Raw genomic sequence first — 16,063 nt, forward strand, 5'->3', positions numbered from 1 at the left:
GCAACGGCGGCGCCCCTACACTGGACAGGCCACGAGAAATCGTCACAGTATGGCCTCAAAATGGCCGCAAAAGACGGCCGCTGGGCGAAAGTACAGGCAACGGAACCACGCAGCGCGCGCCATATTCAGGCGCCGCCACGTACAGATGGGCGGTAAAACAATGAGCACGGTCGCATTTATTACCCGCGATATGGCGGGCACTACACAGCATGGAAATTTCTCCGAAGGCACACCTGCGGGCATTGATGCTGCAGCGGCCAAGGATATTTCGCTGAACCTCAGCCCGGCAGACGTCGAAAGCTATGCCCGCCGCGGCAGCGACCTGCACATCACTCTGGCCAACGGCCAGGAACTGGTGCTCGAGAACTACTATTCCTACGGTGCGGCCGGCGGCAAGAACCTGTTTCTGAGCTCTGAAGGCGAGTTCATCGAGGTGGTGCTGGAGGACAAATCCAGCGGCATGCTTTTTGCCACATACGAGCCGCTCGATCTGACTGGCAAGTGGAGCGCCTATGACGAGATGGTGTTCCTGGATGTCGACCGGATCGAGCCGGTGGTTGCTCCGCTCGCCGCGCCGCTGTTCGGCGGCCTGGGCGCTGCGGGGGCGGCCGCGGGCGTGGTCGGCGCCGCAGTGATTGCCAGCGGCGGCGATGGCGGCGGGGATGGCGGCGGCGGCACCCCGACTCCGCCGAGCGGAATTTACCCGACCGTTGATGACCCCGATGCAACTTATCCCGTGTCCGGCTCGACAACGGACCCTGTCGAAATCACCGGCACCGGTATGCCGGGTTCGGAAGTCACCGTCACGGTCGGCACCTCGACGGCGACCACAACTGTAGACGATGACGGAACCTGGGGCGTCACCTTCCCGGTGGATGACCTGCCGGAAGACGGCAATTACGATTCAACGGTTTACGTCATCGACCCGGACGGCACCGAGTTCGACCTCGACGGCCCGGCGGTTGTGATCGACACCGTGGCAGACGTCGCCCTGGACGAAGGCCAGGCCGGCGGCGACGACATGATCAACGCAGCGGAAGCCGCCGATGGCGTCACCCTGACCGGCACCGCCGAAGCCGGCTCCACTGTCGAAGTGACCTTCCAAGGCGTCACCCGCACCGTCACCGCAACCGATGAAGGCACCTGGAGCGCGGATTTTGCCGCATCGGAGATTGTCTCCGGCGAATATGATTCAGAGGTCACCGTCACCGCAACCGACAGCTTCGGCAATACCGACAGCGTGACTGGCACCATCCGCGTCGACACCACTACCGAGGTGGAGATCGACTCCGGCCAGGCCGGCGGCGACGATTTGGTCAACGGCTCCGAAGCTGCGGCGGGTCTGACCCTGACAGGCACCGGCGAGGCAGGGGCCACGGTCAGCGTGACCGTGGAAGGCGTGACCCGGACAGCGACAGTAGACGCGGACGGCAACTGGGCAGCAGAATTCGAAGCGGGCTCGCTGCCTGCCGGCGAATATGACACCACCGTCAGCGTGACCTCGACCGACGAGGCCGGCAATACAGCAACGGCCACCGCCGACCTGCGCGTGGACACGCTGGTCGACCCGCTCACCCTGGACTCCGGCAGCATCGAAGGTGACAACGTTGTCAACAAATCCGAGCGCAGCGACGGCGTGACGCTGACCGGCACGGTGGAGCCGGGCTCGACTGTGGTGGTGCAGCTTGGCGATGCCACGGAAACCGCCACGGTTGACGCCGATGGCAACTGGAGTGTGGACTTCGCCGCCTCCGATATTGCCCAGGGCAGCTATGATGCGGACATCACCGTCACGGCCACGGACGCCGCAGGCAACACCTCGGAAATCAGCGACACCCTGACCATCGACACCGAGGTGTCCCCCTTCACCGCAGACAGCGACCAGACCGATGACGACGTGCTGAATATCGCGGAACGCGCCGCCGGGCTGACCATGACCGGCACGGTCGAGGCGGGATCTGACGTCGAAGTGACCATCGGCGGCGTGACCCGGACTGCAACCGTGGACGCGGATGGCAATTGGAGCGCGGCCTTCGAGGCCGATGACCTGCCCGAAGGCGACACCACCGTCAGCGCGGAAATCACCGCCACCGACCCGGCCGGCAACACCCAAACCCTGACGGAAACCTTTGGCATCGACACCGAATATGATGCGCCGAACGTCGGCGACGTCATCAGCACCGGCACCGGTGTAAGCGGCTTTTTCAGCGATGATTTCGAAACCGGCGACACCGCGCATGAGCTGACCAGCGGCGGCGGCGTCTCGGATGTCACCGGCACCGAAACCGACCTTGGCGGCGGCCGGACCCTGTTCGACTTTGATGCGGATGTGCCGGATGGGTCGCATCTGGTGGTCAACCGGGTCGATGACGCGGGCAACAGCTCCGGCACCATGGTGGTCCTTGAGGACGGCGCCGATGCAACCGTGCTGGACCACGCGGGCCTGCCGCAGTTCAACATTGACGAGCTGAACCTGGTCCATGCCGATGGTGTCGACCTGACCCTGACCGAAGCGGACATCAACGCGCTGTCTGGCAACTCCGACACCCTGACCGTGCACGGCGAGTCGGATGACACACTCACCATTACCGGGGCGGCCGCAACGGGCACCGAGACCATCGATGGCGAGACCTACAATGTCTATACGCTGGGCAACGACGGCACCACGATCCTTGTCGATGAAGACGTCAACACCGTGATCTGATCTACCGGCCCGGCAGGTGTTGCCGCCGGGCCCAACACAACAAAAGCCTTAGACACAAGGGCAAGGGGCAGGATGCAACCGGGACGCTTTCTTTGCGCCATCGCAGTGATGTGCAGCCTGTCGGCCTGCGCCCAGTCACCGCTGTCCGGCGGCCCGGACACCGCGGCTGGAAGCGCCCCGCAAAGCAACTTCGCGCAATCGGGCGAGACCTCCTCTGAGGTGATCCAGCAGCTGATGGAGCGGCGTTCGCTGCTGGCCGGCGACAGCGCCTACGGCCAGGTCGCTGCGGCCGCCATTGCTGCCTCCTCCCGCGCTGCAGAGGCAGAGCTGATCAGCGCCAAGCTGAGAGCCGAGGCGGCGTCCAAGAACTGGCTGCCGACGCTGGGGCCTTCGGTCAGCCTGACCGATCTGGGCGATCTGGTGGCGGGTCTGCTGATCGAGCAGGTGCTGTTCGACAACGGCCGCCGCAAGGCTGAGCGGGCTTTCGCCGCCGCCGATGTCGAGGTTGCTGCGGTGAACCTGTCAGAGGACATGAACGGCCGGGTGGAGACCGCGATCGGCCTTTATGCCACCGCCTTGCGCGGTGACGAGAAGGCTGCCTATGGCAATCGCGCCCTGCGCCGGATGCAGGACTTCCGCCGGATCGTGCAGGGCCGCGTTGACGGCGGCGTGTCGGACCGCGCCGATCTCAATGTCGTGGACAGCAAGATCAGCGGCATCCGCACCGCTACCGCCACCGCCCAGGATGCTGCTGCCACCGCACGCGCGGAATTGCAGGCGATGACCGGCCAGACCTTCCCGCAGAAACCCGCGCATCTGGACATCGGCACTCCGCCAGAGCAGGTGCAGTTCCTCTCCGTGCTCAAGGCCGGCGCCGAGGCAGAGCGCACCATTGCCCAGGCCAAGACCGGGCGCGCAGGCCTGCTGCCGCAGATCTCAGCCGCGGGGAACGTTACCACTGACGGCTCAGGCGCCGGGATTACCCTAGGTGTCGGCCAGCCGCTGGGGCTGGGCACTCCTGCCGCCATCCAGGCGCTGGAAGCCTCCAAGGAGGCCGCCGCGCGCCAGGTGGGCGAAGCGGAGGAAGCCGCCCGCCGCACCTACAGCCGCCAGATTCAGCAGATCGCCTCCTACCGCCGCCAGGAGGCCGAGACAGCTGCCCTGGTGCGCCGCAGCCGTGAAACCTATGAGCTTTTCCAAAAACAATTCGAGGCGGGCCAGCGCCCGGTGATGGACGTGATCCAGGTCTATGAGGAGCTGGCGCGCCGCGAACAGGCCTTTATCGACGCGAAATACGAGGTGGTGCTGATCCAGCTGCAGCTGGCACGCGACCTGGGGCTGCTGGCCGATGGGGACAAGATTTGACCGACACGACGCAAAAGCCCCCCCGCCCCCTGCCCGCCTCCGGCAAGAAGCCGGTGCTGCGGGCGGTGCCCGCTTCGGGTGTCCGGGCCCCGGCACCGGAGGTCAAGCCGGCAGCCAACACTCCGGCTCCCGCGGCCAAGGCCAAGACCCGGCCACAGGCGAAGTCCCAGCCGCAGGACGCCCCGCGGGAAGTCGGCTCCCTGCTGGAAGGCGCAGCCGCTCGCATTCAGCACCGCGCCAGCCTGATTGCCACCCTGGCCGCCCTGAAGGGCAGCGAGGTGCCGGTGAGCGACGTTGCCGCCTTCCTGTGGCAGGAAACGCCGGGCGACCTGTCGCTGCACACGCTGGCCAAGGCGGTACATTCCACCGGGCTGCAGCCGAAGATCCTGGAAAAGCAGGCTCTCGCCCCTGCCCTATGGCCGGCACTGGCCATCATGTCAGGCGGCCAATGCGTGCTGGTGCTGAGCCAGGCCGAGGATGCACTGACGATCTATGACACCTCCTGCCCGGACAACCGCACCGAGGTGCCGCTGGGTGAATTCAGCCCCTATTTCACCGGCACCGTGCTGTCCGCCCGCCCCTCGCTCAGCCAGATGGCGGCCAAGCACACGCCGCAGATCGACCCCGGCCACTGGTTCTGGAGCGAGTTTCCCAAGTACCGCCGCCAGGTGGGCGAGATCATGCTGGGCTCGCTGGTGGCCAACATCCTGGCGGTCTCCGTCGCGCTGTTCAGCTTGCAGGTCTACGACCGGGTGGTGCCGCATCAGTCGCACGCGACCCTGTGGGTGCTGGCGGTGGGCGCCTTCCTAGCGATTGCGCTGGAGGCGATGCTGAAATTGGCGCGCGCGCGCCTTACCGATGCGGCCGGCCGCCAGATCGAGCTGTCGGTACAGCACAACCTGATGCGGCGCCTGATCGGCATGCGCTCCGACAAGAAGCCGCTGCCGCCCTCTGGCCTGTTTGCCGCGATGCGGGATTTCGGCTCGGTGCGGGAGTTCTTCACCTCCTCCACCATCTCCACCCTGGCGGATATCCCCTTTATCGCCGTGTTCCTGCTGCTGGTCGCCTCCATCGCCGGGCCGGTGGTCTGGGTGATCATCGCCGGCGGCATCCTGATGCTGCTGCCTGCCTACTTCATGCAGAAAAAGATGATCGCCTATACCCGCCAGACCCAGGGGGCGAACGCCAAGGCGGGGCGGCTGCTGCATGAGGTGGTGACCGAACTGGACACCGTGAAGACCCAGCGCGGCGAGGAGCGGGTGCTGCGGCTGTGGGACGAGCTGAACACGCTATCGTCGCATTCCGCGACCGAGCAGCGCAAGCTCTCCAGCGCCCTCACCTACTGGTCGCAAGGGGTGCAGCAGGCCACCTATATCACCGCTGTGGTGCTGGGCACGTTGCTGGTGTTTGCCGGTCAGTTCACCGTCGGCACCATCATCGCCACCGGGATCCTGACCAGCCGCACCCTGGCGCCGCTGACCCAGTTCGCCGCCACTCTTGCGCGCTGGAGCAACGTCAAGGCGGCGCTGGAAGGGCTGGACGCCATCGCCCAGGCGCCGCAGGAGAAAGAGAAAGAGCGCACCTACCTGCGCCGCCAGAAAATCGACGGCCGGTTCGAACTGCGTGAGATCCTGTTCCGCTATGAGGATGACGCTGCCCCCACCGTGGATGTGCAGGCGGTTGCGATCACTCCGGGCCAGCGGATTGCGGTGCTGGGGGTGAACGGATCGGGCAAGTCGACCCTGCTCAAACTGCTGTCGGGCCTCTATGCGCCCGATCGGGGCCGCATCCTGCTGGACGGCACTGACATGGCACAGATCGACCCGCGCGACCTGCGGGCGAACATCGGCTACCTCAGCCAGGATGTGCGGCTGTTTGCCGGCTCGCTGCGCGACAACCTGAACCTCAACCAGCTGGAGCGCGACGATGACCGGCTGATGGAGGCGCTCGAGTTCGCAGGCCTCGGCGCCCATGTGCGCAACCACCACAAGGGGCTGGATCTGGAGATCAGCGACGGCGGCCATGGCCTCTCGATCGGCCAGCGCCAGTCGATCGGCTGGGCGCGGCTGTGGCTGCAGGACCCCTCGGTGGTGCTGCTGGACGAACCCACCGCGGCGCTGGACCAGACGCTGGAGCGCACCCTGGTGAGCCGTTTGGAAACCTGGCTGGACGGCCGCACCGCGGTGATCGCCACCCACCGGATGCCGATCCTGGCGCTCACCAACCGCACCCTGATCCTGCAATCGGGCCGCATGGTGGTGGACGGCCCGCGCGATCAGGTTCTGGCCCATCTGGCCGCCGGAGAAGGCAAATGAGCATGGCTCTTCACGACCCCTACGGCGATACCGGGACGCCGCGCAGCGCCAGCCGGATCATCTATCTGGCGCTGGCCGCTGTCGCCACCTTCCTGATCTGGGCCGCCTTTGCCTCCATCGACGAGATCGTGCGCGGCGAGGGCCAGGTGGTTTCCTCCTCACGTGCGCAGATCGTGCAGAACCTCGAGGGCGGCATCCTGGCGGAGCTGCATGTGCGCCAGGGCGATATCGTCTCCGCCGGCCAGGTGCTGGCCAAACTGCAGGACACCAAGTTCCGCGCCGCCGCCGACGAGCTGCAGAACCAGATCGACGCGCTGGAGATCAAGCGCCACAGGCTGGAAGCGCAGATGAAGGGCGCCTTTGAATTCACAGTACCCGAGATGCTGGCGCAGCGCTCCCCCGGCATCCTGGCCTCGGAACGCGGCCTGCTGACCGCCCGGCAGACCGACTTCACCAGCCGCCGCGACAGCGCCCGGCAGATCATGGATCAGTTGAACGCCGAGCTTGCCAATATGGAGCAGCTTTACAAGCAGAAGATCGTCGCGCTGATCGAGGTGAACAAGGCCCGCAAGGCCGCCACCGATGCCCGCGCCAAATACAACGAGATCGGCACCCAGGCGGAGCTGGATCAGGCCGAGGAATACTCCCAAACCCTGCGCGACCTTACCACTCTGCGCCAGGAGCAGAGGCTGGCGGTGGACCAGCTGAACCGCACTATCATCACCTCCCCCATGGCCGGCATCGTCAACAGCCTGGCCGTGACCACTATCGGCGGCGTGATCCGCCCCGGCGAAGAGATCCTGGAGATCATCCCGCTGGGCGAGGAGCTGTTTGTCGAGGCACGGGTGAAGCCCGAGGACATCGCCAGCGTGCAGCCCGGACAGGACGCCACCATCAAGCTGTCGGCCTATGACTACACCATCTATGGCTCGCTGCGCGGCAAGGTGGATTTCGTCTCCGCCGATACCTTTGAAGACGAACGCAACCCGCGCGCCGAGCCCTATTACCGGGTGACGGTGCGGGTCGACAAGTCCGGCTTCACAGAACGCCAGCAGTCCATCGAGATACGGCCTGGGATGCGCGCCACCGCAGAGCTGCAGACCGGCGCCAAGACCGTGCTGCAGTACCTGCTGAAGCCGCTGTACAAATCCCGCGAGGCCCTGCGCGAGCCCTGATCCGGCCAGGCCGAAGCAGCGGCAGGTCGGCGCCCGCTGCTAGCCTGCACGCCGCATCAGGTCGCGCAGCGACGCGTCCAGGGCCGTGCCGATCGAGACCCGGCGCTTGCCCATCGCCGCCTTGGCCGAGATCACCGACACCAGCCGCGGCGGCAGGCCCGGGCGCATCTCCAGCACCGGCGACCCCGAGGCGCCGAAGTCCACCAGGCAGGACATCACGAGGGTCCGGCTCTGCCGCGCTAGCACACTGCAGGACGGCTCCAGCTTCGGCCGGGTGGCGTGCCTGCGCGTGTAAGAAAGAACGCCCAGGACATCGCCGCGCTCCGCGCCCTGCGACATGGCCAGCGGCTGGATCTGGCTGCCGCTGATCGGCCGGTCCAGCTTCAGCACCGCCAGATCGCTGCCGATCTGATGCGTGCCCGCAGGCTGGTAGCGGTACTGCGGATGCATCACCGCCTTCACCACCTGCCGCAGGGCAACCGCCTGGCGTCCTGACAATCCGGCCTCGAACCAGATCGAAGCCGGCGCGACCCGTGCCCCTGTCCGCGGGTCGAACAGGCAATGCGCAGCCGTCAGCACCAGATCCGGCGCCACCAGCGCACCTGTGCACATGTTCCTGTTAGCAATGTTCAGCCGTCCAACGGCCTCCCACCCTTCAATTGATGTGACGCCTGACTGCGTATCACTCGCAGCCGCGCCGATGGGCATGCCCAGGGACAGGCATGCCGCCATCGCAGCAATTAGTAGTTTCATTACCCACTCCAGCTTCCCACAGACGCATCGTCATTCAGTCGTGCGGCTGGAATGAGGCCCAAAACTGCCATGAAGGGACGAACTTATGGACAGAATGCGGCAGCGTTAACAATTCCCTAACCCCCCCGGTTATTGATGCTTAACCATGGCAAAAAAAGCCTGCGCATTGCCAGAAAAACCCGAACACCCTCGGCCACTTTCCGGGAAAGCACCGTAAACGCGGGGAAATCCTCTGTTACCAGGCCGCGTTTCCAGTACCGCACCGCCACTGCGGAATCGATTCGGCCCGCCTGCCCCGTTAACCATTTGCCGGCCACTGAACCGGCAGCACTCCGCCGTAACGCTTTGGCCGGCGGCGCCGCAAACGTTAAGAGCCAGACTGTCCGGGGGGTTACTCTTGCCCAGGCCATCACGGCCCCGGACTGCAGCACACGGGACGGAATTCAACCTGAAGATGACGCGAGGGAAAATTAAAACACTATCGTAAAAGAGCAGGGTCATTAACCGATAAAAAATCTATCTAGCGTTGAGTCCGGATAAAATCGCATCACTGGCATTTGACCGCGGCCCCCCCCGCGGATGCCGCTCCGCTGGAGGTTAAATTGAATTTTTTTAAATCCATGAAGATCGCCCTCAAGCTGCCGCTGCTGATCGTCAGCACTGCACTGCTCCTGACAGCTGTCCTGATTGCCGTGAGTACCAGCAATTTCCGGCGCGGGGTGCTCCATAACAGCGAAGTGTTCATGCAGTCGCTGGTGGAAGACCGGGAACTGGCCCTGCAATCCTATTTCGAGGGGATTGAGGCCGCCATTCTGACAGTCGCCTCGGTTCCCTCCACGGCCGGCGCGATGAAGGATTTGACGGCGACCTGGTCCACCAGGGGCGGCGAAGGCCAGGGCGAGGTGCAGAACCTGTCGATGTTCGCATCCGCAGCCTCCCCCTATGATATCCACTTCGAGCGCAATCATCCCTCCTTCAAGAAAGTGATGGAGCGGATGGGCTTTTATGACATCTTCCTGATCAGCCCGGCCGGGGATGTGGTCTTTTCGGTCACCAAGGAAAGCGACTACGCCACCAACATGGTCTCCGGCCCTTACCGCGAAACCGGTTTGGCCAAGGCGTTCCGGCTGGCAGAAGCAGGGGAAGCCGGTCGCGTCTATTTCTCCGATATCGAAACTTATGAGCCCAGTGCGGACGCCCCGGCTGGATTTGCAGCAACCCGGATCATCGATGAGGCCGGCCGGTTTGCGGGGGTCTTCGCCCTGCAGGTGGCCATTGACGAGATCGCCAGGATCACCACCAATTTCGGCGGCGAGCTGGAGACATTGGATGTTTACCTGATCGGCGGCGACTTCAAGGCCCGCACCCAATCGCGCCTCGACGGCCGCCACGGCGTGCTGGAAGAACTGCCCAGCCTGCCCTACATCGAGGCTGCCTTTGCTGGCAGCGCCTCTCAGGATGGCGCCGAAGGCGCGGGGGGACAACAGCATGGATTGTTTCACCCGGCCGTCCCAAAGCCGGATGGCCGCACGGTTGCAGCTGTCACCGCGCCCTTTAGCTACCGCGATCTGAATTGGGCGATCGTAGCCGAACTGGACCGGGAGGAAATTCTGGCGCCCGCGGTCCGCCAGAGTCAGATCATGCTGCTGGTCTCCCTGTCCCTGGCTGCGGCGGTCTCCTGCCTTGGCTGGCTGTTCGCGCGGTCGATCACCCGCCCGATCAACAAGATCTGCGCGCATATGGAGGCTGTCGCCTCAGGCGAACTGGACACCAGCATCGAAGCCGCTGAGCGGAGTGACGAAATCGGCAAGATCGGCAAAACTCTGGTGTCGATGCAGGCCGACCTGAAACAGGCGCGCCTCGCCGAAGAGCGCCGCAGCGAGCAGCAGAAACAGCAGCAGTTTGTGGTCGAAAGCCTGAGCGCCGGGCTGGTGCGGCTGTCTGCCGGCGATTTTTCACAGCCGATCACCGAGGCCTTCCCGAAGGACCACGAACAACTGCGCCATGACTACAACCTCACCCTGGAAACGCTGAAGGAAACCGTGCAGCAGGTGATCGAGGCAGCTGGCAGCATCCGCAATGGCGCTGCCGAGATCAGCCAGGCCTCCGATGACCTCTCGCACCGCACCGAGAGCCAGGCCGCCACGCTGGAGGAAACCGCGGCGGCGCTGGATGAGCTGACCGCCTCGGTGAAATCCGCGGCCGAAGGCGCCCGCAGTGTTGAGGCGACCATGGCCGAGGCGCGGGCCGAAGCCGAGTCCAGCGGCTCCGTGGTAGGAAACGCCGTTGCCGCCATGACCGAGATCGAGCAGAGCTCGAACCACATCAGCCAGATCATCTCGGTGATCGACGACATTGCCTTCCAGACCAACCTGCTGGCCCTGAATGCAGGGGTTGAGGCGGCGCGGGCGGGCGAGGCCGGCAAGGGCTTTGCCGTGGTCGCCAGCGAGGTGCGGGCGCTGGCGCAGCGCTCCTCGGACGCGGCGATGGAGATCAAGACGCTGATCAGCGACAGCTCCAAACAGGTCGAGCGCGGGGTGGATCTGGTCGGCAAGGCCGGCGAGGCGCTGCAAAGCATCGTCGAACGGGTTACCCACATCTCGCAGCTGGTCTCCGGCATTGCCGAGGGCGCCGCAGAGCAGTCGACCGGCCTCAACGAGATCAACACCGGCGTCACCCAGCTGGACCAGGTGACGCAGCAGAACGCGGCGATGGTGGAGGAGGCCACCGCGGCCGGCCACATGCTGAACACGGATTCAAGCAAGCTTGTTGAGCTGGTGTCGCACTTCACGATCAAGGGGCAGCACGCCTCCCGCCCTGAGCCGGCACCGCACAAGGTGATGCAAAAGGCCATGCCGCAGGCCGCGGAAGCACCAGAAGATTTCTGGAACGATGAGGCCAGCGTGCCGGCGGATGGCGCTGAACGGCCGGCAGCAACGGGCACCGGCGGGGCAGGCAAGTGGGAGGATTTCTGAGCCTGGCCAGCGCATAGCCTGCCGAACGGCCCGTCTTCCTCCGGAAACGCGGAAACAGCGGTTCTCAACTCTGGGGCCGAGAGGTCATTTCGGCATCAGGCCTGAACAGAAACCAAGGCGGAACCGGGCGGCACCTATTCTGCCGGGAAACTCACGCCGAGCAACTTTAGCCGTGGCTTCGAAGGCTTCAATAATGCAAAACCGGGCCGTGCACCAATGTCTCAGGCAGAGCAAGGCCCGGACAGCGCGGCATGGGATCGCCTAACTTCTCAAGCGCTATTTCGTGCCGCTGCCGCTCCGCGCCGATGCTTCATTCCAGAGCCAAGGCAAAAACGTGCGCTAAACCGGCGCCGGTACCGCAGCCCCCGGCAGCGCCGACGCCAGAATAGTCAAGCTGCGCGCCGCCCTCTCCGTCTGCGCCAGGACGGAATTGGCATTCAGCCGGCGCCGCCCAGGCCAAACGCCCCCGCATCAACCTTCCAGCAAGTTAACCAGTCCAAGCGCCCCAGGCTGACCGCCCGGCACCGCCAATCGCAAGGCCTCCGCAAATATCACCTGCCCAACGTATGATTAACGCAAAATCCCGGAAGCCCCTCCTGGCGCTCAGTTTTCCTTAACCAAATGGCCAAGACAATATACCCATACGGAAAATAGACCGCCTCAAGTATCCACAAAGATGAGTGTTCGGGCATCCAGTCCGGGGCCAGTCTGGTTTTAAAAGGTAACAGGATGAGAAATAATCAGTTTTCCAACAAGGGTGCTCCGCCGGTTCTGCAGCCTGTCAATCTCAACATACTCTCCGTCGATGATGATGAGATTGACAGGCTGCGCCTGAACAAGCTGTGCCGCAAGGCCGGGATAACGGCTGAGTTCCACGAGGCTGCCAACTTGGATGAAATGCGCAAGCAGCTGGACATGGAGCAATTCGATCTGGTGTTCCTCGATCACAACTTGGGCATGGACACGGGTCTGGATGCGCTCAGGCCGCTCGTGTCTCACGAAGATCAGGTTCAGGCTGTTCCCATCATGCTGACCAGCGCGACCAATTATCATATCGCCGTAGAGGCCATGCGCAGGGGCTGCGCGGATTACATTGTCAAGGATGAGCTGACCACGGACTCGCTGATGAAATCCATCGCCTCCGCGATCGAGCGGCGCGCGCTGTACGGCCAGCTGTCCAGCGCAAAGGCATCGGAAAAAGAGCTGAAGCGGATTTTCCAGCGTTTCATCGTCGGCTGCGGGCCGGACCTCAGGCTGCTTCTGAGCAGGACGCTGGCCGGGGTGCGCGTGATCAAATCGCAAGCGCGTCAGGATGGAAGCGTGCCCCCCGCCATGCTGTCGGATGTCTCGATGCTGGAACGCAGCTGCAAAGATCTGGTTGTGTTCATGGATGATCTGGACAGCGTGATCGACGACACCCGGGAGTTTACCGCCAGGACGTCGCCCAATTTGCTGCAGTAACAGCCTGCTTCAGCGGGCGGCGGCCTGCCCTGCCGCCCTGAGGAGCTGTCTGCCCCATCCGGGACACAGTCCTCGAACCGATTCCGGAGCGCAAATGAAACTGAAGACCAAATTTGCCTTATCTGTCTTCTGCGTCATGGGGTTTTCTCTGTCACTGTTCTTTACCGTCGATCACCTTAGTGCAAGGCAGCGGGTTCAGAAACTGATTACCCAGCAGGTCCTGAGCAATGATCACATCTATTCCCACAATGCGGCCGAGGTCTTTGCCGGCCTCGAAATGGATTTGAATGCCTTCTCCTCCTTTCCGGCGATTTCCAGCATTGTGCGCAGTTACAGCAGCAGCGATCAGCTGGATCCGGTCAGCGGCCTGACTTTGGAAAAGCCCCGGGAGCAAGTGGAACAGGTGTCCGCCGACCTGATCACCGGCCCCCGGCTGCGCCTCCTGCTCAATGACGGCAGCCGGCATGAATTCGTGCGGGCAATTGCGCGCGACGGCTTGGCGGAAGTCGTCCTGGCGCATGCGCTGCAGTCCAAAGCTGAGGAGCCCTACTTGCAGGATGTTTCCCAAAGAGCGGGCGAAAATAGCTTCTGCTATTCACATTTGACCCTGAACAGAGAACATGGACAAGTATCCGGCTCTCCGGCAATCCGCATTTTTCACCCGGTTCTGGATGCTGAAGGCGCCGTTTTTGGCGCCGTCGCCGTCAACACCTCTGCGGACATGCTGGTGACAGATGCTCGCCCGGACATTGCCTCGCACTATACATTCTACTTGGTGTCGAATCTGCCACCAGCTCCGAATGGCAGCGCCGGGGAGTCCATGTTCCTGTTCCACAGCGATCCTGGCCGGCAGCCACTGAAGCCGCAGGGAATCAAGGCGGCACCGGAAAATATCCTGGAGCGCTTCGGCGAAGCTGGCGGCGCATTTTTCACCCGCACGGTGCCAGCGCCGCCGGGTTCCCCGCCGTTTCAGATCAAGTTGGTGACGCTGGCCAACCTGGACAGGCTCCTTGCGACAGCGCTCCGGGAGCTGAAGCGCGACATTCTTGCGGCCGGAATGCTGCGCAACCATGCGATGCGGATGGAGAGGCGGCTGAAAGACCTGGTGCAGCACTCGCGCATCGGCCGGGTGACCACACCAGAGATCTCCGCCACCGGGGCGGAAATCCAGGTTGAAATCCTGGTGCTTCCGGATGTCCCCAGCGGGATGAAAGTGCATCTTTCCAGCCGGTTCAGGGACCTGCTTGTCCGCAAGCTGCCCCTGCAGACAATTCTTCTGGCCCTGTTTGCTAACGGCATCAAGCACAACGGCAAGGCAGAAGGAAATGTCTGGGGCGATGCCACCGTCGAAGATACCGTTTGCACGTTTTCCGTCCGTGACGACGGCCCCGGGGTCGCGGTGCAATACCGCTCCAACATTTTTGAAACCTTCCAGACACTCGAGCCGAAGGACCATGGGGAAAGCTGCGGCACGGGACTGGCCTTTGTGAAGAAGCATCTGGAGGTGGCCGGCGCTGAGATATCGGTCCAGTCCGACGGGGCCACGGGAACCTGCTTCCGTTTTACCTGGCCGCAGGATGACCTGCAGAAGGAAAACGCAGCATGACAATCAACAGCTCCTCCGGAAACCGGCCAGCCCTGAACATTATCCTTGTCGAGGATGATGACGGCGATGCCAAGGCCCTGCGCCGGGCCTTCGACCGGGCCAGGATCGCCAATCCGATCAAGCGGTTCACAGACGGCGTCGAGGCTTTGGCATTTCTGCGCGGCGAAATGAGCCAGGTGCCGCCGCCCAACTTCGTGGTGCTGAGTGATATCAACATGCCCCGCAAGAACGGCATCGAACTGCTGGAGGAGATCCGCGCCGATCCGGTTCTGCGCAAGGTCCTGTTTATCGTCCTGACGACATCCGACGACGAAAAGGATATCTCCGCAGCCTACGCCAACAATGTTGCCGGCTACATTCTCAAGTCCAATGCCGGCGACATGTTCGTCGACCTGATGGCCACGCTCGACAATTACTGGCGCGTCGTTGAACTGCCTGAAATTCACATCAGAAAGGTGCCCGATGACGGTTCTCAACATCCTGATCATTGATGATGACGCTGGTGACCGGAAACTGGTACGCAGGCTGCTGCTGCAATTGCACCCGGATGCCAAGGTCGTCGAGGCGGACAGCGGGGAAAGCGCCCTGTCTCAAGCCGGCCTTCCGGTTGACGTGATCATTCTGGACTACCTGCTGCCGGACGGCACCGGGCTCGACCTTATCGCGCAGCTGACCGAAACCTGGCCGCGGGCGGTTCTGTTCATGACCACCGGTCAAGGCGACGAGGAGATCGCCAAGAGCGTCATTCTGGCCGGCGCCAGCGATTACATACCCAAATCCGCCATCACCGCCGAGGCCCTCCAACGGATGATTGCAAACGGGCTGAAGGTGGCTGAAATGCGCTGGCGGATCCAGGAACAGCAGAATGAGCTGCGGCTGTTTTCCGATGTGCTGGTGCATGACATGCGGGCGCCGCTCAGGGCCCTCAAGTTTCTCAGCGACCAGATCCAGGAGGATTACCAGAACGGTGAATTTGACGAGGTGACCCAGCAACTGGAGCTGATGAAGAAGTCGGTCCGCAAGACCTCCGAGCTGATTGAACGGCTGGCGAGCCACATCAACCCGCACAGCAATGGAACCGCTGAATATGTCACTGTCGAGAGCCTGTTCGACAGCCTGCGCGCCGTCATGGCGCAGGATCTCGCGGAATCCGGCGCCCAAATCAAATGGCAGCCCCGCGGGCTGAGCATCTTGTGCTTTCCGCCGGACATCGTTCAGCTGCTGCAAAACCTGATCGGCAACGCCATCAAGTACAGCGGCGGCAAAACGCCCGAGATCTCCTTGACCGCTGAGCCCGCGGACGCCGGCGTGATGATCTCTGTAGCGGATAACGGCATTGGCGTACCGCCGGAATACAGGGAGAAGATTTTTGAGCCTTTCAAGCGGCTGCAGCGCGGCAGCGGTCAGCCCGGCACCGGTCTGGGACTGGCGACCTGCGCCAAAATCGCCAAGCGTCACAACGGGACCATCTGGTGCGATCCTCACGCCGGCTCTGGAACAACAATCCGGTTCCTGGTTTGCCTTGAGAAAAACCAAGCGCAGAAAACAGCCTGAGGCGTCCCCCGGCTTGCCGCAGCCTGACTGCGCGGGGATGGCCCGGACCGCTGCCTGCCCCTTCAGGCCCGTTCGGCCGTAGCAGCATTTTCAAAGCGGAGAGCAGCCAGCCGGCGCCCTGTCCCGGCTGGATTGCCGGCAGGGGGCCCGGGTTC

10 protein-coding genes are annotated in these 16,063 nt (G+C 63.5%); 9 read left to right on the forward strand and 1 reads right to left on the reverse strand.

Features of this window, described 5'->3' with window-relative positions; all coding sequences use genetic code 11:
* Positions 1–160: 160 nt before the first annotated feature.
* The 4 genes from ACFMBG_RS21675 to ACFMBG_RS21690 all read left to right on the forward strand — a co-directional run bounded on the left by ACFMBG_RS21675 (position 161) and on the right by ACFMBG_RS21690 (position 7,559).
* The gene (locus ACFMBG_RS21675) at positions 161–2,704 is read left to right on the forward strand and encodes an Ig-like domain-containing protein (RefSeq protein WP_421056752.1); all 2,544 of its coding nucleotides are present in this window, start codon (positions 161–163) and stop codon (positions 2,702–2,704) included.
* Between the two features lie 72 nt (positions 2,705–2,776).
* Positions 2,777–4,069: a TolC family protein gene (locus tag ACFMBG_RS21680; protein WP_421056753.1), complete on the forward strand. Its 1,293-nt coding sequence runs from the start codon at positions 2,777–2,779 to the stop codon at positions 4,067–4,069.
* On the forward strand, positions 4,066–6,384 hold the full coding sequence (locus tag ACFMBG_RS21685; protein WP_421056754.1) for an ATP-binding cassette domain-containing protein: 2,319 nt from the start codon (positions 4,066–4,068) through the stop codon (positions 6,382–6,384). The genes ACFMBG_RS21680 and ACFMBG_RS21685 overlap by 4 nt, the downstream gene beginning before the upstream one ends.
* Positions 6,381–7,559 (forward strand): HlyD family type I secretion periplasmic adaptor subunit, encoded by a 1,179-nt coding sequence (locus ACFMBG_RS21690; protein ID WP_421056755.1) that lies wholly within the window; start codon positions 6,381–6,383, stop codon positions 7,557–7,559. Before ACFMBG_RS21685 ends, ACFMBG_RS21690 begins: the two co-directional genes overlap by 4 nt.
* A gap of 39 nt (positions 7,560–7,598) precedes the next feature.
* Here the strand turns inward: ACFMBG_RS21690 and ACFMBG_RS21695 are convergent, their stop codons facing one another.
* Positions 7,599–8,312, reverse strand: a complete 714-nt coding sequence (locus ACFMBG_RS21695) for a trypsin-like serine peptidase (protein ID WP_421056756.1) — start codon at positions 8,310–8,312, stop codon at positions 7,599–7,601.
* Between the two features lie 620 nt (positions 8,313–8,932).
* Here ACFMBG_RS21695 and ACFMBG_RS21700 point away from each other — a divergent pair.
* From ACFMBG_RS21700 to ACFMBG_RS21720, 5 genes are all read left to right on the forward strand, one after another.
* Positions 8,933–11,287 (forward strand): methyl-accepting chemotaxis protein, encoded by a 2,355-nt coding sequence (locus ACFMBG_RS21700; RefSeq protein WP_421056757.1) that lies wholly within the window; start codon positions 8,933–8,935, stop codon positions 11,285–11,287.
* Positions 11,288–12,016: 729 nt separating this feature from the next.
* Entirely contained in the window at positions 12,017–12,748 is a 732-nt protein-coding gene (locus ACFMBG_RS21705; RefSeq protein ID WP_421056758.1) for a response regulator, read from the forward strand.
* A gap of 94 nt (positions 12,749–12,842) precedes the next feature.
* Complete coding sequence (locus ACFMBG_RS21710; protein WP_421056759.1) at positions 12,843–14,354, forward strand: ATP-binding protein; 1,512 nt, start codon at positions 12,843–12,845, stop codon at positions 14,352–14,354.
* The gene (locus ACFMBG_RS21715; protein WP_421056760.1) at positions 14,351–14,845 is read left to right on the forward strand and encodes a response regulator; all 495 of its coding nucleotides are present in this window, start codon (positions 14,351–14,353) and stop codon (positions 14,843–14,845) included. Before ACFMBG_RS21710 ends, ACFMBG_RS21715 begins: the two co-directional genes overlap by 4 nt.
* Positions 14,817–15,908 (forward strand): sensor histidine kinase, encoded by a 1,092-nt coding sequence (locus ACFMBG_RS21720; protein ID WP_421056761.1) that lies wholly within the window; start codon positions 14,817–14,819, stop codon positions 15,906–15,908. The genes ACFMBG_RS21715 and ACFMBG_RS21720 overlap by 29 nt, the downstream gene beginning before the upstream one ends.
* Positions 15,909–16,063 lie beyond the last annotated feature (155 nt).

Source organism: Leisingera coralii (genome assembly GCF_049056525.1).
Lineage (GTDB): Bacteria > Pseudomonadota > Alphaproteobacteria > Rhodobacterales > Rhodobacteraceae > Leisingera > Leisingera coralii.